The 22,522-nt window shown below is 69.7% G+C and carries 18 protein-coding genes and 1 riboswitch; of the genes, 5 read left to right on the top strand and 13 right to left on the bottom strand.

The window, feature by feature from the left end; translation table 11 throughout:
- Positions 1–626: AMP-binding enzyme (locus C9E82_RS15220; RefSeq protein WP_147393176.1), on the top strand; the 626-nt coding region annotated here is incomplete at its 5' end.
- 61 nt (positions 627–687) lie between these two features.
- Here C9E82_RS15220 and C9E82_RS15215 read toward each other — a convergent pair.
- From C9E82_RS15215 to C9E82_RS15155, 13 genes are all read right to left on the bottom strand, one after another.
- On the bottom strand, positions 688–1,971 hold the full coding sequence (locus C9E82_RS15215; protein ID WP_119901135.1) for a TRAP transporter large permease: 1,284 nt from the start codon (positions 1,969–1,971) through the stop codon (positions 688–690).
- A gap of 9 nt (positions 1,972–1,980) precedes the next feature.
- A complete protein-coding gene (locus C9E82_RS15210; protein WP_119901134.1) occupies positions 1,981–2,484 on the bottom strand; it encodes a TRAP transporter small permease in 504 nt (167 codons plus the stop codon).
- Positions 2,485–2,549: 65 nt separating this feature from the next.
- A complete protein-coding gene (locus tag C9E82_RS15205) occupies positions 2,550–3,524 on the bottom strand; it encodes a TRAP transporter substrate-binding protein (protein WP_119901133.1) in 975 nt (324 codons plus the stop codon).
- Positions 3,525–3,639: 115 nt separating this feature from the next.
- Positions 3,640–4,491, bottom strand: coding sequence for a carboxylating nicotinate-nucleotide diphosphorylase (gene nadC / locus C9E82_RS15200; RefSeq protein WP_122449316.1), 852 nt, complete (start codon positions 4,489–4,491; stop codon positions 3,640–3,642).
- On the bottom strand, positions 4,488–6,047 hold the full coding sequence (locus tag C9E82_RS15195; protein ID WP_122449315.1) for an L-aspartate oxidase: 1,560 nt from the start codon (positions 6,045–6,047) through the stop codon (positions 4,488–4,490). Before C9E82_RS15195 ends, nadC begins: the two co-directional genes overlap by 4 nt.
- Before the next feature lie 9 nt (positions 6,048–6,056).
- The gene (gene nadA, locus C9E82_RS15190; RefSeq protein WP_119897025.1) at positions 6,057–7,109 is read right to left on the bottom strand and encodes a quinolinate synthase NadA; all 1,053 of its coding nucleotides are present in this window, start codon (positions 7,107–7,109) and stop codon (positions 6,057–6,059) included.
- A gap of 205 nt (positions 7,110–7,314) precedes the next feature.
- Positions 7,315–8,478, bottom strand: a complete 1,164-nt coding sequence (gene opgC, locus C9E82_RS15185; protein WP_119897026.1) for an OpgC domain-containing protein — start codon at positions 8,476–8,478, stop codon at positions 7,315–7,317.
- Positions 8,475–10,544 carry a glucans biosynthesis glucosyltransferase MdoH gene (gene mdoH, locus C9E82_RS15180; RefSeq protein WP_240643439.1) on the bottom strand — a complete coding sequence of 690 codons (2,070 nt, stop codon included), beginning with the start codon at positions 10,542–10,544 and terminating at the stop codon, positions 8,475–8,477. The genes opgC and mdoH overlap by 4 nt, the downstream gene beginning before the upstream one ends.
- A gap of 8 nt (positions 10,545–10,552) precedes the next feature.
- A complete protein-coding gene (locus tag C9E82_RS15175; protein WP_240643440.1) occupies positions 10,553–12,013 on the bottom strand; it encodes an OpgD/OpgG family glucan biosynthesis protein in 1,461 nt (486 codons plus the stop codon).
- A 237-nt stretch (positions 12,014–12,250) separates the two neighbouring features.
- Positions 12,251–14,497 carry a phosphoenolpyruvate--protein phosphotransferase gene (gene ptsP / locus C9E82_RS15170; protein WP_119897028.1) on the bottom strand — a complete coding sequence of 749 codons (2,247 nt, stop codon included), beginning with the start codon at positions 14,495–14,497 and terminating at the stop codon, positions 12,251–12,253.
- 77 nt (positions 14,498–14,574) lie between these two features.
- Positions 14,575–15,831 carry an aspartate kinase gene (locus C9E82_RS15165; RefSeq protein ID WP_119897029.1) on the bottom strand — a complete coding sequence of 419 codons (1,257 nt, stop codon included), beginning with the start codon at positions 15,829–15,831 and terminating at the stop codon, positions 14,575–14,577.
- A gap of 154 nt (positions 15,832–15,985) precedes the next feature.
- The gene (locus C9E82_RS15160) at positions 15,986–16,396 is read right to left on the bottom strand and encodes a DUF1178 family protein (protein ID WP_119897030.1); all 411 of its coding nucleotides are present in this window, start codon (positions 16,394–16,396) and stop codon (positions 15,986–15,988) included.
- 20 nt (positions 16,397–16,416) lie between these two features.
- The gene (locus tag C9E82_RS15155) at positions 16,417–17,625 is read right to left on the bottom strand and encodes a 3-deoxy-D-manno-octulosonic acid transferase (RefSeq protein ID WP_119897071.1); all 1,209 of its coding nucleotides are present in this window, start codon (positions 17,623–17,625) and stop codon (positions 16,417–16,419) included.
- Positions 17,626–17,875: 250 nt separating this feature from the next.
- Here C9E82_RS15155 and C9E82_RS15150 point away from each other — a divergent pair, with 250 nt between their 5' ends.
- The 4 genes from C9E82_RS15150 to C9E82_RS15135 all read left to right on the top strand — a co-directional run bounded on the left by C9E82_RS15150 (position 17,876) and on the right by C9E82_RS15135 (position 22,517).
- Entirely contained in the window at positions 17,876–18,349 is a 474-nt protein-coding gene (locus C9E82_RS15150; RefSeq protein ID WP_119897072.1) for an Lrp/AsnC family transcriptional regulator, read from the top strand.
- A gap of 57 nt (positions 18,350–18,406) precedes the next feature.
- Positions 18,407–18,624: riboswitch (cobalamin riboswitch) on the top strand.
- A gap of 129 nt (positions 18,625–18,753) precedes the next feature.
- Positions 18,754–20,685: a TonB-dependent receptor plug domain-containing protein gene (locus C9E82_RS15145; protein WP_119897031.1), complete on the top strand. Its 1,932-nt coding sequence runs from the start codon at positions 18,754–18,756 to the stop codon at positions 20,683–20,685.
- Positions 20,686–20,769: 84 nt separating this feature from the next.
- Positions 20,770–21,768 carry a FecCD family ABC transporter permease gene (locus tag C9E82_RS15140; RefSeq protein WP_119897032.1) on the top strand — a complete coding sequence of 333 codons (999 nt, stop codon included), beginning with the start codon at positions 20,770–20,772 and terminating at the stop codon, positions 21,766–21,768.
- Positions 21,765–22,517: an ABC transporter ATP-binding protein gene (locus tag C9E82_RS15135; protein ID WP_170162004.1), complete on the top strand. Its 753-nt coding sequence runs from the start codon at positions 21,765–21,767 to the stop codon at positions 22,515–22,517. The genes C9E82_RS15140 and C9E82_RS15135 overlap by 4 nt, the downstream gene beginning before the upstream one ends.
- The last annotated feature ends 5 nt before the right edge of the window (positions 22,518–22,522 follow it).

The raw sequence follows: 22,522 nt of genomic DNA, 5'->3' as shown, positions 1-22,522 counted from the left end.
GGGTGAAACCGGCGGTGCTGGAGCCCGAGACGGCGAAGCTGATCGAGGGCGACCCGGCCGAGGGGGTGCTGTGCATCAGTGACAGCTGGCCGGGGCAGATGCGCACGCTGTGGGGCGACCACCAGCGCTTCGAGGAGGCCTATTTCCAGCAATATCCGGGCTATTACTTCACCGGCGACGGCTGCCGCCGCGACGAGGACGGTTATTACTGGATCACCGGGCGGGTCGATGACGTGATCAACGTTTCCGGCCACCGGATGGGCACGGCCGAGGTGGAATCGGCGCTGGTGGCCCATGCCAAGGTGGCCGAGGCGGCGGTGGTGGGCTATCCGCATCCGCTGAAGGGCCAGGGGATCTATGCCTATGTGACGCTGATGAACGGCGTCGAGCCCTCCGAGGATCTGCGCGCCGAGCTGGAGAAATGGGTGCGCACCGAGATCGGCCCGATCGCCAAGCCCGACCTCATCCAGTGGGCGCCGGGCATGCCGAAGACCCGTTCCGGCAAGATCATGCGCCGCATCCTGCGCAAGATCGCCGAGAACGACTTCGACAGCCTCGGAGACACATCAACCCTCGCAGAACCCGAAGTCGTCGACGAACTCATCAGAAACAGGATGAATCACTGACGCGGGCAGCCCTGGAAGGAAGCCGCCGGGACGGCTCCCGGCGGCGGTTCGGCGCGGCGCCCTAGAAGCCGCTGACCCGCGGCAGCCAGGTCGAGATGGCGGGAACGAAGGTCAGGATCATCAGGATCGCGATATTGGCCAGGAAGAAGATCGGCATCTCGCGCAGGATCGAGGTGACAGGGATCTTCACCACCGAGGAGACCACGAAGAGCAGGCTGCCCACGGGCGGCGTGACCAGCCCCATCGTCAGGTTGACGATCACGATGATGGCGAAATGGATCGGGTCGATCCCCAGCGAATGGGCGATGGGCGCCAGGATCGGCACCAGGATCATCACGCCGGGCAGCGGGTCCATGAACAGGCCGAAGACCAGCAGCAGCAGGTTCACCGCCAGCAGGAAGACGATCGGCGACAGTTCCAGCGCGACGATGTATTGCGCCACCGATTGCGGCACGCGCTCGATGATCAGCACCCAGGCGAAGGCGCGCGCGGCGGCCAGGATCAGAAGGATCGCCCCCGAGGTGATCGCCGCCGTCGCCAGGATCGACGGCAGCGCCGACAGCTTCAGGCTGCGATAGACGAACATGCCGCAGAACAGCGCGTAGAAGACCGCGACGACCGAGGCCTCGGTTGGCGTGAAGATGCCGCCGCGGATGCCGCCGACGATCAGCACGATCAGCATCAGCGCGGGCAGGGCGGCGATGCTGTTTCTCAGCATCTGCCCCAGCGCCGGCCGGTCGGCCGCGGCGCGATAGTTGCGCCTGCGGCTCATGATGTAATTCGCGCCCGCGAAGCAGCACGAGATCAGCAGCCCCGGCAGGATCCCGGCCATGAACAGCCCGCCGACCGAGACGCGTTCATCCTGCATGGCATAGATGATCATGGTGATCGATGGCGGGATGATCGGACCCACGATCGCGGCCGAGGCGGTCAGCGCCGAGGCATAGGACTTGTCGTAGCCCTCCTTCTCCATCATGCGGATCATCATCGCGCCGGGCCCCGCCGCATCGGCCAGCGCCGAGCCGGAAACCCCCGCGAACAGCGTCGAGGAGAAGACATTGGCATAGCCCAGCCCGCCGCGCATCCGCCCGAAGAACTGCGCGGCGAAGCGCAGCAGGATCAGCGTCATGGCGCCGCCGGTCATGATCTCGGCCGCCAGCACGAAGAAGGGCACGGCCATCAGCGGGAAGCTGTCGAGGCCGGTGAACATCTCCTTCACCACGACGATCGAGGGGTAGCGCCCCTGGATCATCACCGCGCCGAAGGCGGAAATGGCGATGGCGAAGGCCACCGGCATCCCGACGACCAGAAGGATCGCGAAGATCGCGAAAAGCGAGATGGCCATGATCGTCCCTCAGCCCTTGACGGCGGCCACGTCGGCCTCGGTCGCGTGGTCGAAATGGCCCTCGGCCAGGAAGCGCCGGGCAAGCAGCAGCGTGTGGATCAGCAGCAGGCCGAAGCCGACCGGCATGGCGTAATAGATATAGCTGAACGGGATCCGCGTGGCCGGGGTCAGCTGGCGGCCCATGCGCGACAGGTATTCCCAGCCCGCGAAGACCATCCACCCGAAGAAGACCAGCAGCACGGCCAGGATCAGCAGCCGCGCGATGCGGCGCGGGGCCGCCGGCAGGCGGCCGTGGACCTGGCTGACCGAGACCAGCATCCCCGCCCGCAAGGCCAGCCCGGCGCTGAGGAAGGTCATCCAGATCATCAGATAGCGCGCGACCTCCTCGGCCCAGACGATCGAGTCGTTGGTCAGGTAGCGCAGCACGACATTGGCGAAGACGATGCAGCACATCGCCGCCAGCAGAAGCACCAGCACCCAGCGGTTCACCGCGATGAATATTCTCTCGGCCATGACGGGCTCCTTCGGCCGGGGCGCACACCGTCAGAGGGCGCCCCGGCAATCTGCACCGGCGGGGATTACTCGACCTTGCCGATCTCTTCGATCAGTTCGGCGCCGAACATGCGGGCATAATCCTCATAGGCCGGGGCCAGGGCCTCCTGCAGGGCGGCCTTCTGGTCCAGGTCCAGCTCGTTCACTTCCATGCCGCCATCGGCCATCGCCTGCGCGCCCGAGGCCTCGGCCTCGTCCACGAAGGCCCGCATCGCGAGGCCCCCTTCGACGGCGCCCTTGCGGAAGGCTTCCTGCTCGTCCTCGGACAGGCCGTCCCAGAAGATCTTCGACACCATCAGCACGTTGGGCGCATAGACATGGCCCGACAGCGTCAGGTATTTCTGCACCTCATTGAGCTTGGCCGAGACGATCACCGACAGCGGGTTTTCCTGCCCGTCGATGGTGCCCTGCTGCAGCGCCGAGACCACCTCGGGCCAGGCCATCGGCGTGGGGGCGGCGCCGAGCGTCTTGAAGGCCTCGATATGGACCGGGTTCTCCATGGTGCGCAGCTTCAGCCCGGCCAGGTCGCCGGCCTCGGCCACCGGGTTGCGGTTGTTGGTGATGTGGCGGAAGCCCTGTTCGCCCCAGGCCAGCGCGACCATGCCCTGGTCCTCGAATTTCGCCAGCATCTCCTGGCCGATCGGGCCGTCCAGCGTGGCGCGGGCATGGTCGAAATCGCGAAACAGGAAGGGGATGTCGAAGACGCCCGCCTCGGGGACGAAATTCGACAGCGTGCCCGAGGAGACGATGGTCGCCTCGACCGTGCCCAGCTGCAGCCCCTCCAGCACCTCGCGTTCGCCGCCCAGGCCCGAGGAGCCGTAATGGACGAAGCTGAAGGCGCCGTCGGTCTCGGCCTCGGTCACCTCGGCCCATGTCAGCGCGCCGGCGCCGTAATGCGAATTCTCGGGCAGGGCATAGCCGATCTTCACCTCGGTCTGCGCCTGGGCGGCGCCGGCGAAGGCAAGGGCGGCCATGCCGAACAGGGTAACTTTCATGCTCATCTGATCTTCCCATCATGCCAGAAATTGCAGCATCTGCTGACCGATGCGAAAGCAAATGTAAAGCGCAAACAGCCCGGTCCGGGCCGCCCCTGGCTGGGCCGGGGCGAAGCCGGCCTCAGAAATCCAGGCCCAGGTCCAGCGTGCGCGCCGAATGGGTCAGCGCCCCGACCGAGATGTAGTCGACCCCGGTCGCGGCGACCTCGGCGATCCGCTCCAGCCGCATGTTGCCCGAGGCTTCCAGGACCAGCCGCCCCCCGGTCATCGCCACCGCCTCGCGCAGCGTGGCGGCGTCCATGTTGTCCAGCAGCACGACATCGGCGCCGCCTTCCTCCAGCACCTCGGCCAGCTGGTCCAGCCGGTCCACCTCGATCTCGACGCGCATCATGTGCGAGGCATGGGCCTTGCAGGCGCGCAGCACCGGGCGGATGCCGCCGGCGGCGGCGATGTGGTTGTCCTTGATCAGGATCGCGTCCGACAGGCCGAAGCGGTGGCTGAAGCCGCCGCCATGGCGGACGGCCTGCTTCTCGACCAGCCGCAGGCCGGGGGTGGTCTTGCGGGTGCAGGTGATGCGGGCCTGCGTGCCCCGCGTTTCGGCCACGAAGGCGGCGGTCATGGTGGCGATGCCGGACAGGCGGCCGGCGAAGTTCAGCGCCACCCGCTCCGCCGACAGGATCGCGGCCGCGCAGCCCTCGACCTCGGCCAGCGTGTCGCCGGCCGCGAAAGCCTGTCCGTCCGGGCAGAGGATGCGCAGCGCCAGCGCCGGATCGACCAGCCGGAAGGCGATGGCGGCAAGCTGCATCCCCGAGGCCACGCCCGCCTCGCGCGCGACGATCCGCGCGCCGTAGCGGGTGCCCGCCGGGATCACCGTGCGGGTGGTGATGTCGCCGGATGTGCCCAGATCCTCGGCCAGGGCGGCGCGGACCAGCGGTTCCAGGATCAGGTCGGGCAGGGGGGGCAGGGCGGTCATGTCGTCTCCGGTTCGGGGGCGGGGCGCAGGGCCAGCGCCTCGGCCAGGGTCAGCCGCGACCGCCGCGCCTGCGGCAGCGTTTCGGGGAAGTCGCTGCGGCAATGCGCGCCGCGGCTTTCGCGCCGCATCAGCGCGGCCGCGGCGATCAGCGTCGCGGTGGCGGTCATGTTCAGCAGCGCCGGGCAATCGGGCTGGGCGGCCTCGATCGCGGCGATGCGGGCAAGGCAGCGGCTGAGCCCAGGGGCATCGCGGATCACGCCCGCGCCTTCGGTCATCGCCCGGCGCAGCCGCGCGACCAGCGCCGGATCGGGGCCCGCGGCGGGGGGCGGATCGGGCAGGGCGACGGGGGCGGCATCCGGGATGGCGCACAGTTCCCCGGCGATGGACAGGGCCGCGCGGCGGGCATAGACCAGCGCCTCCAGAAGCCCGTTCGAGGCCAGCCGGTTCGCGCCGTGCAGCCCGGTCGAGGCGACCTCGCCGCAGGCCCACAGCCCGGCAAGGCTGCTGCGCCCGTCCGCATCGGTGGCGACGCCGCCCATGTGGTAATGCGCCGCGGCGGCGACCGGGATCGGCTGCGTCACCGGGTCGATGCCGGCCAGCGCGCAGGCCTGCGCCACCGCCGGGAAATCGGCCAGGATGCGCGGCCCCAGCGCGGCGCGGGTGTCCAGCATCGGGCGCAGACCGGCCTGCGTCTGGGCATAGATCGCGCGGGCCACGACGTCGCGCGGCGCCAGTTCGGCATCGGGATGCAGATCGGCCATGAAGCGCTGGCCCAGCCGGTTGACCAGCTGCGCGCCTTCGCCACGCAGCGCCTCGGTCGCCAGCGGCGCGGGATCGGCGCCGCAATCGATGGCGGTGGGGTGGAACTGGACGAATTCGGCATCCGCGATCACCGCCCCGGCGCGCGCGGCCATGCCGACCGCCTGCCCCCGGATGCGCGGCGGGTTGGTGGTCAGCGCGTAAAGCCCGCCCGAGCCGCCGCCTGCCAGCAGCACCGCCGGGGCCGTTATCCGCAGCGCGGCCGAGCCCTCGGCCCGCGCCACCTCGACCCCGGTGACGCGCCCGGTGTCATGGGCCAGCCCGGTCGCCAGCCAGCCCTCGGCCACCTGCACCGAGGCTGCCGCGCGCGTGGCCGCGACCAGCGCGCGCATGATCTCGGCCCCGGCCTGGTCGCCCTTGACCCGCACCACGCGGGCGAAGCTGTGGGCGGCCTCGCGCGACAGCACATAGCCGCCATCGGCCGCCCGGTCGAAGGGCGTGCCAAGCCCGGTCAGCTTCAGGATATGGGCGCGCGCCTCGGCCGTGACCATGCGGGCGATGTCGGGATCGACCGTGCCCGCGCCCGCGCGCAGGGTATCAGCGGCATGGGCATCGGCGCTGTCGGCGGGATCCATCGCCGCCGCCACCCCGCCCTGCGCCCAGGCCGAGCTGGCCCCCTGACCCAGCGGCTCGGGCGAGATCATCAGCACCGGGCGCGGCGCCAGCATCAGGGCGGCATAGAGCGCGCCGAGGCCCGCGCCGACGATCACGATCCGGCCCGTGGCGATCCCCTGCATCGGCCGGTCTCAGGCCGCCAGGCGGCGCGACAGGTCGATCATGCGCTCAACCGCCCGCCGGGCGGGCGCGGCGATGGCGGGATCGACCTCGACCGCGCCGCTCATGCTGTGCAGCGACCACAGCACCTTTTCCAGGGTGATCTTCTTCATGAAGGGGCACATGTTGCAGGGGCCCAGGAACTCGACCTCGGGCAGCTGGTCCGAGATGTTCGAGGCCATCGAGCATTCCGTGACCAGCATCGCCTGTGCCGGCTTCTCGCGATGCACCCAGTCGATGATATGGGCGGTCGAGCCGGCGAAATCGGCCTCGGCCACGACATCGGGCGGGCATTCGGGATGGGCGATGATCTTCAGGTCGGGATGCCAGGACCGGAAGTCGCGCAGGTCCTGCGGGGTGAACTGCTCATGCACGATGCAGGCGCCGTCCCACCAGACGATGCGCTTCTGCGGCACCTGCGCGGCGACATTCTGCGCCAGCCACTTGTCGGGCGTCATGATGACCGTGTCGCCCTGCATCGCGGCGACGATCTGGGCGGCATTCGACGAGGTGCAGCAGATGTCCGAGGCCGCCTTCACCTCGGCGGTGGTGTTGACATAGCTGACCACCGGCGCGCCGGGATAGCGGGCGCGCATCTCGGCGATGCCCTCGGCGGTGATGCTTTCAGCCAGGGAACAGCCGGCCTCCATGTCGGGCATCAGCACGGTCTTCGCGGGGTTCAGGATCTTCGAGGTCTCGGCCATGAAATGCACGCCGCATTGCACGATCACCTCGGCTTCGACCCGCGTCGCCTCGATCGCCAGCTGCAGGCTGTCGCCGACCACGTCCGCGATGCCGTGATAGATCTGCGGCGTCATGTAGTTATGGGCCAGCACGACGGCGCCGCGTTCCTTCTTCAGCCGGTTGATCGCGGCGACATAGGGCGCATGGATCGCCCAGTCGGGCAGCGGCATCACCCGGTCCATGCGGGCATGGATGTCGGACATGCTCTCGGCCAGCTCCAGCGAGGGGGCAAGGTCGTAATGGTCGTGAAGCTCGGTTCGGATGGCCGTCAGGTCAAGCAATGCGGTCTCCTCGGGGTCGCGATGCCTAGCGGGAATCCCGGCGCGGCCTGGCAGGTGCGAACGGGACGGTTCAGCCTTGAGACGCGGTTCCTAGCGCGAAGTTGACGCATGGGCAACGAAAAAGCCGGGATCCGCGGCATGAAAGCGACCGTATCGCCGTCATAAGCGACCGTCGCGACACTGTCACGCAGGAGTTTGGCGCCGCTCATCCCCGCTTTGCGGCCTGTTTCGCGGCCCGGCGCGCGGCGCGGGCCTCTCGCGCGGCTTTCTGGCGCGGCGCGCCATAGGCCAGCCACATCGCCGCGGCCCACCACAGCGCCACCATGGTCCAGATATCGGCCATCAGCCGCTGCCAGGCATCCTGTCCCGGCGGGTTCATCTGGAAGGCGTCGCCCAGGATCGACAGCAGCACGCAGATGACGAAGGACCACAGCCCGCCCCGGCCGATCTGCTGCAGCGCGACACCCAGGCGACTGTTTGCAAGCCGCTCCATGATGTCGGCCAGCGGCACTGCGACCAGCCAGCTGGCGGCCATGATCGCCAGGTAGCGGGTGCCGTCCAGGTTCCACTTGTCGATCTTGCCGCCATAGACGACCTTCAACGCCCGGCGCAGCGGCAGGGCGGCATCGCCGAAGCGCGAGGCGATGACGATGGTGGCGCCGAAGACGAACATGCCGATCGACAGGATCGTCAGCAGCCGCGCGTGGCGCAGCAGCAGCGGCATGAATTCCTTGCGAAACAGCCCCATCGCCACGCCCGAGAAGAACAGCAGCTGCCAGCCGAAGGGGTTGAACAGCAGCCCGCCCGTGGCGCGGTGGTTGGGAACCAGCCCGTTCAGGATCGGCGCGAACCACCACAGGACCAGCGATCCCGCCGCGAAGCTCAGCGGCCAGCGCCGCAACAGCGGCACCAGCAGCGGCACCAGCGCCAGCAGCACCACATAGACCGCCAGCACGTCCAGAAGGTTCGGCTGCAGCCACATGGTCGCCAGCACGCCCAGGTAACCCAGCGGGTTCTCCATCACCCAGACCGAATACTGGAACCAGATGGCGGTGTGCTTCATGTCGACGGCGAACAGCCATGCCGACAGCAGCGCCATGATGACCCCGCCGATGACCAGCGCGCGCCAGACCTCGAAGGCGCGGCGGGCAAAGCGCCATTGCGCGGCGCGCATCCCCTCGGTCCGCTCGACCGACAGCCAGACCAGCCCGACCAGGAAGCCCGACAGCAGCACGAACAGTTCGGCCGCGTCGAAGATCGAGAAATTCGCCAGCGTGAAGCGGCGCAGCGGCGAGATCGGCATATGGTCGATCATGATGCAGACCAGCGCGTAGCCGCGCAGCATGTCCAGTGCGACAAGGCGTTTCATCGGGGAAGGGCGCTCCATTGCCGCAGCAGCGCGGGGTCCGAGACCAGCGCGTCGGTCTCGGCCTTGTCGAGAAAGCTCAGCGCCTCGGCCTGGCTGGCGGCATTGGCGATCTTGGCCGCCGCGGTGATCTGGTCCAGCCGCTCGGCCGCGGGGCGGTCCTGGGGCGCGGGCAGCATCGAGACGTGCCGCGCCAGCATCTGCGGGTCCTGGCCCAGCCGCGCCAGCGTCCCCGCGTCGCGGGCGGGGCGGGGCAGGCTGCGGGCGATGGCGGTGGCCTCGGCCATGACGGGGGGCGGCATCCGCTCCTCGGGCGTGACCAGCAGCCCGCGCATCCGCGCCCACCGCCCGAAGACCGGGCTGGCCGAGAAGCGCGAGGTGAAGGGCGACAGGATCAGCCCGGCCAGGATCGGCGACAGCCAGACCAGCTGCCAGGGCGAGAAATTGGCCAGCACCGCCAGCGTGCCCAGCCCCAGCGCCACATGCACCCAGTGGCGGCTGAGGACCACGGCCCAGCCCGGCATGGACCCGGCGCGCACCTGCGCCTGCCAGCCGCTGTCATGGCCGCGCAGGATCTCGTAGATCTGGCGGGTCTGGGTCAGCATCTGCACCGGCGCGATCAGCGCCGACAGCAGGATCTCGAACAGGGCCGAGGCGAAGATCCGCGCCCGCCCGCCGGAATTGCGCGCCAGGGGCCGCCACCAGGCGCGCAGCGTGCCGATCAGCTTGGGCAGCAGCAGAAGGCCCATGGCGGCGGCGAACAGCCACAGCATCCGCCGCGAATCGAAGACCGGCCAGGTCGGGAACAACTGGTAGGCATTGGGGAAATATTCCGGCGTGGACAGCAGCACCGTGGCTGACAGCACCAGGCCGACCAGGATCAGTGCCAGCCAGATCGGGCTCATGACAAAGCCCATGATGCCGATGATGAAATGCGCCCGGCTGACGCCGCGCATCCCGCGCATCCCCATCAGGCGGATATGCTGCAGGTTGCCCTGCGCCCAACGCCGCTCGCGCGCGGCCATGTCCAGAAGCGTCGGCGGGCAGCCTTCGAAGCTGCCGCGCAGGTCGTGGTCCAGCCGCACCTTCCAGCCGCAGCGGCAGAGCGCGGCGGCCTCGACGAAATCGTGGCTGAGGATGGTGCCGCCGAAGGGCGGCTTGCCGGGCAGGCGGGGCAGGCCGCAGCTTTCGGCGAAGGCGCGCACCCGGATGATCGCGTTATGGCCCCAGAAATTGCCGGTATTGCCCGACCAGGCGGCGACGCCGCGGGCGATCATCGGGCCATAGACGCGGCCCGCGAACTGCGTCAGCCGGGCGAAGATCGTCTCGCCGCCGACCAGCATCGGCATGGTCTGGATCAGCGCCAGTTCCGGGTCGGCCTCCATCCGCGCGGACAGCTCGCGGATCGTGGCGCCGCTCATGACGCTGTCGGCGTCCAGCACCACCATCTGGTCATAGCGCCCGCCCCAGCGGCGGATGAATTCCGAGATGTTGCCGGTCTTGCGGTCGATGTTGTCCTGGCGCCGCCGGTACCAGATCGGCAGCGGCGACTGCGCGCGCGCGGCCGCGACGGCCTGGGTCTCGGCCACGGCCACGGCGGGGTCGCGGCTGTCGGACAGCACGAAGATCTCGGCCCGGTCAGCCATGCCCTCGGCCGCCAGTTCGCGCGCCAGCGCCGTCAGCAGCCCCAGCGAGGCCGAGGCGTCCTCGTGATAGACCGGCATCAGGACGACCAGCTTCGCCTCGCCCGGCACCTCGGGCGTGCGGTGGCGCGGCGCCAGCAGCCCGGCCAGCGTGGCGAAGAAGGAGAAGCCCACCCAGGCGAAGGTCGGCACGAACAGCACCAGAAGCGCGATCTGCATCGGCGTCGGCTTGTCGCCGAAGGTGATCAGCATCTGCTGGAAGCCGATCCAGGCCGCCGCCGCCGTGCCGCCGAAGGCGATCAGCCGCGCCAGCCAGGTCGCCGGCGATTCCCAGCGCGACGGCCAGGCCTTGCTGGGCCGCGCGCGGAAATCCTGCTCGGGCATGTCCAGCGGCGCCTCGGGCGGCAGCGCCGGCAGCGCGGTCATGGGGCTGGTCATGCCGTCCAACGGGACATCCAGCTTTCGCTGAGAGCGAGCCCGTCCTTGTTGCGCAGGACCGCCTGCAGATCGGCCAGCTGCGCGTCGCCCGGCTCGAATTCGAAGGCCAGCCGCAGCACGCCCTCCCTCGGCAGCCGCTTCTGATAGGCGTGCAGGATCTGCCCGGCCGAGCAGGTGACGTGGATCTCGGGCAGGTTCTCGGCGAACAGCCGCAGGTCATAGTCGATGATGTAGCTGCGCGCGGCGCTGTTGTTGATCGAGCGCCCCGAGCGGGTCTGCCGGATCTCGGCCAGCGGCGCATCGACCGGCGGCAGGTCCGAGAAGGTCAGCCGATAGCGGAACTCGTGCCGCTCGCCCGCCGCCAGGGGTTCCTTGGGCTGCCAGTAGCAGACGATGTTGTCGTTGAACTCGTTCTCGACCGGGATCTCGATCAGGCGCACCTCGCCGGGGCCCCAGTTGCCCTCGGGCTCCACCCAGCCCGAGGGGCGCAGGTGATACATCGCCTCGGCGTCCTGGTAGCTGGTGAAGTCGCGGGCGCGCTGGGTCAGGCCGAAGCCCTGCGGGTCGCGATCCACGAAAGAGGCGATCTGCAGCGCCCGGTGCGAGGCCAGGCTGCGCCACAGCGACAGGCCCGAGCCGGTGCGCATCTGCAGCCCGTCGCTGTCATGGACGGCGGGGCGATAGTCGTCGACATTGCGCCGACTGCCCGGCCCGAACCAGAACATCGAGGTCTGCGGCGCGATGCCCGCCCCCGCCAGGTCCACGCGGGGAAACAGCGCCATGCGGGTGCGGATCAGCGTCCGCGCGCCGGGGGTCACGTCGAACTGATAGGCACCAGCGACCGAGCGGCTGTCCAGGATCGCGTGGATGCGGATCCAGTCCTGGCCCTCGGCGGGCTCGTGCAGCCAGAAATCGGTGAACAGCGGGAATTCCTCGCCATCCGGGCTGCCGGTGCGGATCGCCAGCCCGCGGGCCGAAAGCCCGTAGATGGTGCCACGCGCCACGGCGCGGAAATAGCTGGCGCCCTGGAAGACCAGGAATTCGTCCATCACGCCGGGGCGGTTCAGCGCGGTGCGGACGCGAAAGCCCGACCAGCCCATGTTGCCGGTGGTTTCCAGGTCCGGCCCGTCGGGGAAATGCGAGGGATCGAAATCCAGCATCGAGGGGTCGAAGCCCAGCAGGCCGGGGACACCGTCGCGCACGATGCTGATATTGACCGGCTCGTCGAAGATCGCGCCCGGCCCCAGCAGGTCCAGCCGGAACTTGTCGTGGCTGCCCCAGGGGTCGTGGTCGCGGCGGAAGCGGATGCCGCGATACTGGTCGTAGCTGAGATTGGCGAATGAGCCGACCAGCTCCGAGGCCGGCTGGCGATAGTCGGCGCCGGCCCGCTCGGCGGCCAGGGCCGCGACATCCTCGAATCCGAAGGGTTTCGTTTCGGGCAGTTGCGGTCCCTGCATGCGCGGATCGGGGCCGGGCGCGGTCTGCGCTTCGGCTCGCGTTGTCAGGACGTGGCCCCCGGCGGCCAGCGCGGTGGCTGCGTTAAGAAAGTGACGGCGCTTCATGAGAGGAGTTCGATGCCAAAAACCCGTTTATGATAAAAGGACTGGGCGTGACCGACAAGTCGATCGGTAACGCCGCGATGCCGCAGGGGGTTCCTCCGCTGCGACCGTGGGGCTGGTATGGCCGGTTTTCGCCTATTGTCGGGCCAGCCATTCGGTGATCGGCCGCCGAAGATTGGTCAGCCCCTGTGCTTCCGCCTCGTCGATGACCCGGCGCAGGTCGCCGATCGAGACGCGGCGGATCAGATGCTTGACCGGCCCGATCGAGGCCGGGCGCATCGACAGCCGCCGGATCCCCAGGGCGGCGAAGGTCAGCGCCTCGATCGGGCGGCCGGCATCCTCGCCGCAGAAGGACAGCGGCACCCGCGCCTCCTCGCAGCACTGCACGATCTGGCGCAGCAGCGACAGGAAGGACACGTTCAGCGTGTCGTAGCGGCGGCGGACCCGTTCGTTCTCGCGGTCGGCGGCGAAGAAGAACTGCTTGAGGTCGTTGCCGCCGATCGAGACGAAGTCGCACATCTCGAAGAAGCGCCGGGGCGCGAAGGCCAGCGAGGGCGTCTCCAGCATCGCGCCGACGCGGATGTCGCTCGGCATCTCGCGGCCCAGCTTCTGCTCGCGCGACAGCTCCTGCATCAGCACGCGGTAGGCTTCCTCGTATTCGCCGATATCGGCGACGAAGGGGAACATCACATGCAGCGGGCGCCCGGCCGAGGCGCGGATCAGCGCCTGAAGCTGCATCCGCAACACGCCGCGCTTGTCCAGCCCGACCCGGATCGCGCGCCAGCCCATCGCCGGGTTCGGCTCGTCCTGCGGCTTCATGTAGGGCAGCACCTTGTCGGATCCGATGTCCAGCGTGCGGAACATCACCGGCCGGCCCTTCGCATTGTCCATGACGCGGCGGTAAAGCGCCGCCAGTTCCGCGCGGCGCGGCACGTGGCTGCGGATCAGGAACTGCAGCTCGGTGCGGAACAGGCCGACGCCCTCGGCGCCCGAGCCTTCCAGCGAGGGCAGGTCGGCCATCAGCCCGGCATTCATGTAGAGCTGGATGGTCGTGCCGCAGGTGCCGGTGGCGGGCAGGTTGCGCAGGCTGGCATAGCGGTTCTGCGCCTCGGCCTGCATGGCGATCTTGTCGCGGAAGGCGACGGCGACGGTTTCCTCGGGGCGCAGATGCACCAGCCCCTGGTCGCCATCGACCAGGATCGGATCGCCGTTCAGCGCCTCGGAGGTGATGCGCGCGGCATGGATCACCAGCGGGATGGCCAGCGCGCGGGCCACGATGGCGGCATGGCTGCCGACCGAACCTTCTTCCAGCACGACGCCCTTCAGCTTGCGGCCGTATTCCAGCAGCTCTGCCGGGCCGATGTTGCGCGCCACCAGGATCGGGTTCTGCGGCATCTCGGCGCCGGTGTCGCTGCCCTGTCCGGTCAGGATCCGAAGCAGCCGGTTCGACAGGTCGTCCAGGTCGTGCAGCCGGTCGCGCAGATAGGGGTCGGCGGCCATTTCCAGCCGGGCGCGGGCCTGCGACTGTTCCTTCTCGACCGCTGCCTCGGCGGACAGGCCCAGCCGGATGTCCTCTTCCATCCGCTTCAGCCAGCTGCGCGAATGGGCGAACATCCGATAGGTCTCCAGCACCGCCGCATGTTCGCCGTCGCCGGTCATGTCATTGGCGGCCAGCATCGAATCGACGGTCTGGCGCAGCCGCTCGACGCCTTCATGCAGGCGGACCAGCTCCTTGTCGGGATCGTCGCCGACGGGGTTCGAGACGACCACGCGCGGCTCGTGCAGCCAGACCCGGCCCTCGGCCGCGCCTTCCTGCGCCGTCGCGCCGCGGATCATCAGCGGGAAGCGATGCGCCTGCGGCATGCTGTCGGACTGGCCGCCCTGGAAGGCGCCCAGCTCGGTCATCTCGGCCAGCACCATGGCCACGACTTCCAGGCCATAAAGCTCGTCTTCCGAAAACTGCCGCGACTCTCGGGACTGGACGACCAGCACGCCCAGGCGTTCGCCCACGCGCTGGATCGGCACGCCCAGGAAGCTGGGAAAGACCTCTTCGCCGGTCTCGGGCATGAAGCGGAAGCCGGGCTCCGAGGGCGCGTCGGCGGTGTTCACATGGCGGCCGCTGCGGGCGACGCGGCCGACCAGCCCCTCGCCCAGCCGTAGCCGGGTCTGGTGGACGGATTCGGGCCGCAGCCCCTCGGTCGCGCAAAGCTCCAGCGTCTCGGGGTCGCGGAACAGGTAGATCGAGCAGACCTGCGTGCCCATCGAATCGGCGATGTGATGGGTGATCTGGTCAAGCCGGTCCTGCCCGCCGCCGGGGGCGGCCAGGATCTCTTTCAGCCGCTGCAGCAGCTTGCGTGAATCGCTGTCCTTACGGTCTTGCATCGGCGAGCCTGCCTTTGCTGACGAAGTGGCCGCACGGGCCGTGCCGGCCGAGGCCGGATCGGTCTTCGTGCCCCGTGTCAGGCCGTTTCCAGTCCGAAGGCATCATGCAGCGCCTGCACCGCCAGTTCCATATACTTCCGGTCGATCAGCACCGAAATCTTGATCTCGCTGGTGGAGATGACCTTGATGTTGACGTTTTCGTCGGCAAGCGCCTTGAACATCCGCGCCGCGACGCCGGCATGGCTGCGCATGCCGATCCCGACGACGCTGACCTTGGCGACCTCGGTATCCACGACCAGCTCGTCATAGGCGATATGGCCGGCGGCCTTGGCCTCCTCCATCGCCTTCTTGGCGCGCTCGACCTGGTTGATCGGCACCGAGAAGGTCATGTCGGTGACCGAGCCCGGATGGTCCTCGTAGTCCTTTTCCGAGATGTTCTGGACGATCATGTCCACGTTCACGCCCGCATCGGCCAGGGGCGCGAAGATGGCGGCCGAGATGCCCGGCCGGTCCTCGACCGTCACCAGCGTGATCTTGGCCTCGTCGCGCGAATAGGCGACGCCGTTGACGACTTTCGATTCCATGATTTCATCCTCATCGCAGACCAGCGTGCCGGAGGTTTCGTCGGTATCCTCGAACGAGGATAGCACGCGCAGACGGACCTTGTAGCGCATTGCCAGTTCGACCGAGCGGGTTTGCAGCACCTTCGCGCCGAGGCTGGCCAGTTCCAGCATCTCCTCGAAGGCGATCTTTTCCAGCTTGCGCGCCTTCGAGGTGATGCGCGGGTCGGTGGTATAGATGCCGTCCACATCGGTATAGATGTCGCAGCGCTCGGCGTCGAAGGCGGCGGCGAAGGCCACCGCGGTGGTGTCCGAGCCGCCGCGCCCCAGCGTGGTGATGCGCCCGTCGGGGCCAAGGCCCTGGAAGCCCGCGATGACCGCGACCTTGAAGCCCTCGGCGAATTTCTGGTCCAGATTGGCGCGCGGGATGTCGACGAAGCGCGCGGCCGAATGGGCGGCGGTGGTGTTGATCGGCACCTGCCAGCCCTGCCAGCTGCGCGCCGGCACGCCCATCTCCTGCAGGGTCAGCGCCATCAGCCCGGCGGTGACGTTCTCGCCCGAGCTGACCACCGCGTCGTATTCGCGCGCGTCGAACAGCGGCGAGGTCTGCTCGACCCAGCCGACCAGCTCGTTCGTCTTGCCGGACATGGCGCTGACGATGACGATGACGTCATAGCCGCGATCCACCTCGCGCTGGACCTTCTGGGCGGCGTTCCGGATCCGATCCAGGTCGGCCACGGAGGTTCCACCGAATTTCATGACCAGAAGCGGCATCCGAGGGCCTCCAGCAAGGGGTTTCATTCGGCGGGGTTTTTATGGGCGGGTGCGGGGAACCGCAAGGGGGCCTGCGGCGTCGCGACGCGCCGGGACGCGGTTTTTCGCGCGGGCGGCCGACGGTCGATCGTGGCGGGCGGCTGCGGCGGGCGGCTCAGTTCACCTTCTGGCGCGGGCGGAAGGGCAGGGGCGCCACCGGCACGCCTTCCTCGATCAGCTTGCGGGCCTCCTCGGGGCGGGCCTCGCCATGGATCGCGCGGCTGGGGCGGTGGCCTTCATGCATGGCGCGCGCCTCCTCGGCGAACTTGAGCCCGACATAGTCGGAATTCCGCTCGACATGTTCGCGCAGCTTTTCCAGCGCCGCCTCGGCGGGGTTGCGCGGTTCGGTCAGGCTGGTCTTCTCGGCCGGGACGGCCGGGGCCATCAGCGCCTTTTCCACGCTTGCGCTGCCGCATCGGGCACAGCTGACCTGACCGGCCGCCCGCATCGTCTCGAACCCTTCGGACGAGCGGAACCAGCCGTCGAAATCATGCCCGTTCGCGCAGCGCAAGCTATAGCGGATCATGCGGTTACCCCAAATTGCCACTATTGAATATCGGGTCGGCGCGCGCCCTGCGCAAGATCGCGCAGCCGGGCGAGCAGGGGGGCGGGATCGCCCGCGCGTTCCTCCAGCAGGGCGCGGGCGGCATGGCCCATGCGCCGCGCTTCTTCGGGCGCCGTGGCCAGGCGGGCGACGGTGGCGGCCAGGTCCTGCGCGGTGACGGGCAGGGCGGCCCCGGCCCGGTCCAGCGCGGCGAAATTCGCGGCGTGGTTGCTGACATGCGGCCCGTGCAGGATCGCGCAGCGCCAGGCGGCGGGCTCCCAGGGGGTATGGCCGCCCCGGTCGGTCAGCGATCCGCCGACCAGGCAGATGCCCGCCCGCGCATACCAATGCGCCATCTCGCCCAGGGTATCGGCCAGCAGGATCTCGGCATCCTCGGCCCCCGAGGACCGGCGGGCGACCGGCAGGCCGCGCGCGGCGATCAGCGCGGCGACCTCGTCGCCCCGGCGCGGGTGGCGGGGCGCAAGGATCAGCCGCAGGCCGGGGCAGGCGGCGCGGGCGTCGATGAAGGCCTCCAGCACCTGCGCTTCCTCGCCCTCATGGGTCGAGGCCGCCAGCCAGACCCGGTCGCGGGCCGGGTCGTCGGGCGGCGGCGGGATCGCGGCGGGGGCCAGCAGCTTCAGGTCCAGCCGGGGCAGGATCGCGGCATCGGGCAGGCCCAGGGCGCGCAGCCTTGCCTCGCTGCCCGCGTCCTGCGCCGACAGCGCCTCGATCCGGCCCAGCACCGGCGCGATCACCCCGCGCAGCCGCCCCCAGCGTGCCGCCGAACGCGCCGAGATCCGCGCCCCGATCATCGCCTGCGGCACGCCCCGCGCCGCCAGCAGCCGCGACCGCAGCGGCCAGAACTCGCCCTCGACGGTCAGCGCCAGCCGCGGCCGGGCGGCGTCCAGGAACCGCCCCAGCGCCCCCGGCACGTCCAGCGGCGCCAGCCGCGCAGGCAGCCCCCAGCCGGCGGCCATGTCGCGTCCCGTGGGGCTGTTCGCCGTGACCAGCACCCGCATGTCCTGGGCCAGCGTCTCGATCACCGTCCGGGCCGAGACCAGCTCGCCCACCGAGGCGCCATGTACCCACAGTTCGGTCGGCTGGGGCGGGGCGTCCATCACCAGCCGCTCGCGCAGCGATTCGCCGCCGCCAAGGCGCGCGCGCAGCCGCAGGCCGGCTTCGGCAAGGCGGGCGGCGGCAAGGTGAATCATCGGCGGCATCCGGTCAGCAAACGGGCCTTCGTTGTAAGGCGGCGGGGGCGCGCTTGGGAAGCCTATCGCGTCCGTTCCGTGGCGATCCGGGGTCGCAGGGGCAGCCGTTTGAAAACGCATGGAAATCCTGACGATCGGCGAAAATCTTCTCAAATACACGATAAACACAGTAGACATTTTGTTATTTTGAGGCATCCTTCCGCAAGGAATGACGGGCCGGGTGCCCGACTGGCTGAAGGGACGACCGCAGATGGACGCGCTTGATCTGATCGACCGAAAGATCGTTGCCGAGCTGATGCGCGACGCGACGATGCCCGTGGCGCGCATCGCCGACAGGGTGGGGCTGACGCAAACGCCCTGCTGGAAACGCATCCAGAAACTGGAAGCGACCGGCGTGCTGACCGGCCGCGTGGCGCTGGCCGATCCGGCGCGGCTGGGCTTCGGCCTGACCGTCTTCGTCGGCGTCGAGGCCCCGGACCACAGCGCCGAATGGCGCAAGCAGTTCGCCGCCGCCATCGACAGCCTGCCCGAGATCATGGAGGTCTATCGCATGGCTGGGGAACTGGACTACCTTCTGCGCGTGGCCGTGGCCGACATGCGCGATTTCGACCGGCTCTATCGCGACCTGACGGACGCGGTGCCGATCAAGAACGTCACCTCGCATTTCGTGATGGAGCGGATGCGCTTCACGACCTCCTACCCGGTCGACACCCGCAACCGCTGAGTTCGCCCTGCGCTCCTGATAGCGCGAACTTCCTTGACAGCCCGCCCGCTCCTGCGCCATTGCCTGCGCAGCTTCGGTTCCGGCGTTCGCGCGCCGGATGAAAAGGGAACGCCGGTGCGCCGGGACCGTCCGCGGTCCCTGGCAATTCCGCGGCTGCCCCCGCAACTGTAAGCGGTGAGCGACGGCCACAGGTGCCACTGGAACCCCGGTTCCGGGAAGGCGGGCCGAAGCGGCGATCCGCAAGCCAGGAGACCTGCCGAGGCGATCACCCATTTCCGGCGCGGGGCGCGCCTGGAAAGCGGCCGTTCCGCAGAGGTGACAGTCACCGATCCTGTGGCGGCCCCGTGCCTGCCGCGGTCACAACTGCAAACCGCAGGCCGTGCCTGCGCAGGAAAGGTCCGGGCATGTTCCGTTCCCGTTTTTCGCTGATCGCCCTTGCCGCCGCGACGATCCCCTATGCCGCCACCGCCCAGGACGGTACGCTGATGCTGGACGAGATCATCGTCTCGGGCGGGCTGACCCCCTTCGCCGCCGACAGCTATGCCCGCGCCCATACCGTGCTGACGGGCGAGGAGATCGAGGCGCGCGGCATCGCCACCGTGCAGGACGCGCTGCGCGGCGTTCCGGGCGTCGCCGTGACCTCGACGGGCGAGACCCTGACCGGCATCCGCATCCGGGGCGGCGAGTCCAACCACGTGCTGGTCCTGATCGACGGGGTCGCGGCGAATTCCCCCGGCAGCGGCGACTATGTCTTCAGCGGCATGCTGGCCGAGGATATCGAGCGGATCGAGATCCTGCGCGGCCCGCAATCCTCGATCCACGGGCCCAACGCCGCCTCGGGCGTGATCTCGATCACCACCCGCCGGGCCGAGGCGCCGGGCCTGACCTATGGCGGCGGCGTCGAACTGGGCGGTCAGGGCACCCGCGCCGCCAATGCCCATATCCGCGCGATGGGTGCGCGCGGCGCCATCAGCTTCTTCGCCGCCACCCGCCGCACCGATGGCGAGGATACCTCGCGCACCCCCGGCGGCGATCGCGATTTCAACGACCGGACGGTGCTGGGCCTGAACGGCTCCTACGACCTGACCGAGACGGCCAGCGCCGGTTTCACCCTGCGCCGAAGCTGGCAGGAATACGGATATGACCAGGCCGGCTCATATGATGACGAGGGCTTCCCCGTGCTGGTCGATCATCCCGACGACTACGTCATCGACATGCCGCTGATCGCCGACCGGGACGAGCTCTATGGCTCGATCTGGCTGGAGGCCGAGGCGATGGACGGCAGGCTGCTGAACCGGCTGACCCTGTCGGGCACGAACCAGACCGCCGACCATTTCCGGGATGGCGTGCCCGATTACGACGATGCCGCGCGCCGTCGCGACTTCCGCTATACCGGCACCTGGGCCATCGACGGCACCGACGCCCGCGATGCCGCGCAGAAGCTGAATTTCGCCGTCAGCAGGCAGCGCGAGACCTTCGCCTATCGCTATTCCTTCACGTCCGGCAGCCATCAGCGCGACATGACCTCCTTCGCCGTCGAATATCAGGGCAGCTTCGACAATGGCGCCAGCCTGCAGGCCGGTATGCGGCGCGACCTGAACGACGTCTTCCGCGACGCGACCTCGTGGAGCATCGCCGGTGCCTGGCAGGTGCCGGGCCGCGATCTGCGGCTGCGCGCCGCCGCAGGACGGGCCACGGTCAACCCGGACATGTTCCAGCAATTCGGCAGCTCTGGCAGCTATCGCGGCAACCCGGACCTGAGGCCGGAAACCACGCTGGGTTACGAGATCGGCGCCGATCTGGTCCTTGCCGGCGGGCGGGGCGAATTCGGCGCGACGCTGTTTCACGGCGATGTCGAGGACATGATCGTCGGCGCCGGCGACAGTTCGCGCAATATCGACGGAACCAGCACCCGCAAGGGGGCCGAATTCACCCTGTCCCACGAGGTCGGCGGCTGGCTGCGGGTCGGGGCCTCCTATACCTATACCGATGCCCGCACCGAAAGCGGCGAGCCGGTCGTCCGCGCGCCGCGCCATCAGCTGGGCCTGAACATGGGCGCGCTGTTCGCCGGGGGGCGGGGCATGGTCGCGGCCGATCTGCGCCATGTCGCGGGTAGCCACGACGCAGAGTGGTATAACACAGTGTGGCCGGATGAGCCCGCAGTCACCCGACTTCCCGACTTCACCACCGTCAACCTGGCGGCGCATTACGACCTGACCGACAATGTGCGGCTGAATGCGCGGGTCGTGAACCTGTTCGACGAGGATTATTCCGAAGCCTGGGGCTATTACGGCCAGGGCCGCACCGCCTATCTGGGGCTGCAGGCGAAATGGTGATCCGCCGGCCTTGCCGCGGCGGGTGGCGCCCATGAAGCGCTGCCACGGCCGGTTGGCGACCCGCAAGCCGCAAGGGCGCAGGCCATGACCGCGCGCCGCTATCACCTGCTGCTGGCCGGGCTGTCGGCGCTGGTGCTGGCGCTGTTTCTGGCCTCGCTGCTGATCGGGCCGGCGGGGATGCCGCTGGGGGCCAGCCTTGCCGCGCTGTTCGGCGGAGGCGAGGACATCCTGGTGCTGGTGATGCGCGAATTGCGGCTGCCGCAGGCGCTGCTGGGGGCGATGGTCGGCGCGGCGCTGGGGCTGACGGGGGCGGTGATGCAGGGCTTCCTGCGCAACCCGCTGGCCGAGCCGGGGCTGATCGGCACCTCGGGTTCCGCCGCGCTGGGGGCGGTGCTGGCGATCCATACCGGGCTGGCCGCCGCCTGGCCGCTGGGGCTGCCGCTGGCGGCGCTGGCGGGGGCGCTGGTCTCGGTGCTGGTGATGCTGCTGCTGGCCGGGCCGCGCGGCGGCACGCTGGTGCTGATCCTGGCGGGGATCGCGATCTCGGCGCTGGCCGGGGCGGCGACCTCGCTGGTCCTGAACCTGTCGCCCAATCCCTTCGCCGCCAACGAGATCGTCTTCTGGATGATGGGCTCGCTGGCCGACCGCTCGATGGTGCATGTCTGGACGGCGGCGCCCTTCATGGCGCTGGGGCTGGCGCTGCTGTGGCGGATCGGCCCGGCGCTGGACGCGCTGACGCTGGGGGAGGACACGGCCGCCAGCGCCGGCATCCGGCTGGGGCGGCTGCGGCTGGCGATCGTCGGCGGCGTGGCGGCGCTGGTCGGGGCGGCGACGGCGGTGGCGGGCGCGATCGGCTTCGTTGGGCTGGTGGTGCCGCACATGCTGCGCCGCGCCGTGGGGGCCAGCCCGGCGCGGCTGATCCCGGCCTCGGCCCTGGGGGGCGCGGCGATGGTGCTGGCCGCCGATATCGCGGTGCGGCTGGTCCTGCCGGGGCGCGACCTGAAGCTGGGGGTGCTGACCGCGCTGATCGGCGCGCCCTTCTTCCTGCACCTGATCCTGAAGACGCGGAGGCAGGGGCTGTGACCGCGCTTCTGGACCTGCAGGACCTCGGCGTCTGCCGCAACGGCCGCCCTGTGCTGGAGCGGATCGGGCTGCGCATCGGGGCGGGCGAATTCGTGGGCCTTCTGGGCCCGAATGGCGCGGGCAAGACCACGCTGCTGCGCGCCGCCCTGGGCCTGCTACCGGCCGAGGGCCGCTCCTCTCTGGCCGTGATGGGCAATGCGGAACGCGCGCGCGCCGCCGCCTTCATGCCGCAGGGGCGCGAGATCGCCTGGCCGATGCCGGTGGAATCGCTGGTGGCGCTTGGCCGCATCGCCCATCCCGGCGCCGCCCGCGCGGCGGACCGCGCCGCCGTCCAGCGCGCCATTACCGCCCTGCACCTGGAGGACCTGCGCCATCGCCCCGCCACCGAACTGTCGGGCGGCGAGCAGGCCCGCGCGCTGATCGCCCGCGCGCTGGCCCAGGAATCGCCGCTGCTGGTCGCGGACGAGCCCATCGCCGGGCTGGACCCGGCCGCGCAGATCTGGGTCATGCGGCTGTTTGCGCGTCTGGCCGGTCAGGGCGGCGGCGTGCTGGCCTCGCTGCACGACCTGGGGCTGGCGGCGCGGTTCTGCACGCGGCTGGTCATGCTGCACCAGGGCCGCATCGCCGCCGACGGCCCGCCCGAGACCGTGCTGACCGCCGCCAACCTGGCCCGCGTCTTCGGCATCACCGCCCATCTGGCGCGTGGCCCCCAGGGCCTGCTGTTCCAGCCGCTGGACATCATCCCCTGAGCCCG

The sequence above is a fragment of the Paracoccus sigandri genome, from assembly GCF_003709565.1.
GTDB lineage: Bacteria > Pseudomonadota > Alphaproteobacteria > Rhodobacterales > Rhodobacteraceae > Paracoccus > Paracoccus siganidrum.
This window is presented reverse-complemented; position numbering and strand designations above follow the sequence as displayed.

Bases quoted from the DNA above. Each gene is read 5' to 3' on its own strand.
- C9E82_RS15215 (WP_119901135.1), bottom strand. From the start codon at position 1,971: ATGGCCATCTCGCTTTTCGCGATCTTCGCGATCCTTCTGGTCGTCGGG.
- C9E82_RS15210 (WP_119901134.1), bottom strand. From the start codon at position 2,484: ATGGCCGAGAGAATATTCATCGCGGTGAACCGCTGGGTGCTGGTGCTT.
- C9E82_RS15205 (WP_119901133.1), bottom strand. From the start codon at position 3,524: ATGAGCATGAAAGTTACCCTGTTCGGCATGGCCGCCCTTGCCTTCGCC.
- nadC (WP_122449316.1), bottom strand. From the start codon at position 4,491: ATGACCGCCCTGCCCCCCCTGCCCGACCTGATCCTGGAACCGCTGGTC.
- C9E82_RS15195 (WP_122449315.1), bottom strand. From the start codon at position 6,047: ATGCAGGGGATCGCCACGGGCCGGATCGTGATCGTCGGCGCGGGCCTC.
- opgC (WP_119897026.1), bottom strand. From the start codon at position 8,478: ATGAAACGCCTTGTCGCACTGGACATGCTGCGCGGCTACGCGCTGGTC.
- mdoH (WP_240643439.1), bottom strand. From the start codon at position 10,544: ATGACCGCGCTGCCGGCGCTGCCGCCCGAGGCGCCGCTGGACATGCCC.
- C9E82_RS15175 (WP_240643440.1), bottom strand. From the start codon at position 12,013: ATGCAGGGACCGCAACTGCCCGAAACGAAACCCTTCGGATTCGAGGAT.
- ptsP (WP_119897028.1), bottom strand. From the start codon at position 14,497: ATGCAAGACCGTAAGGACAGCGATTCACGCAAGCTGCTGCAGCGGCTG.
- C9E82_RS15165 (WP_119897029.1), bottom strand. From the start codon at position 15,831: ATGCCGCTTCTGGTCATGAAATTCGGTGGAACCTCCGTGGCCGACCTG.
- C9E82_RS15160 (WP_119897030.1), bottom strand. From the start codon at position 16,396: ATGATCCGCTATAGCTTGCGCTGCGCGAACGGGCATGATTTCGACGGC.
- C9E82_RS15155 (WP_119897071.1), bottom strand. From the start codon at position 17,625: ATGATTCACCTTGCCGCCGCCCGCCTTGCCGAAGCCGGCCTGCGGCTG.
- C9E82_RS15150 (WP_119897072.1), top strand. From the start codon at position 17,876: ATGGACGCGCTTGATCTGATCGACCGAAAGATCGTTGCCGAGCTGATG.
- C9E82_RS15145 (WP_119897031.1), top strand. From the start codon at position 18,754: ATGTTCCGTTCCCGTTTTTCGCTGATCGCCCTTGCCGCCGCGACGATC.
- C9E82_RS15140 (WP_119897032.1), top strand. From the start codon at position 20,770: ATGACCGCGCGCCGCTATCACCTGCTGCTGGCCGGGCTGTCGGCGCTG.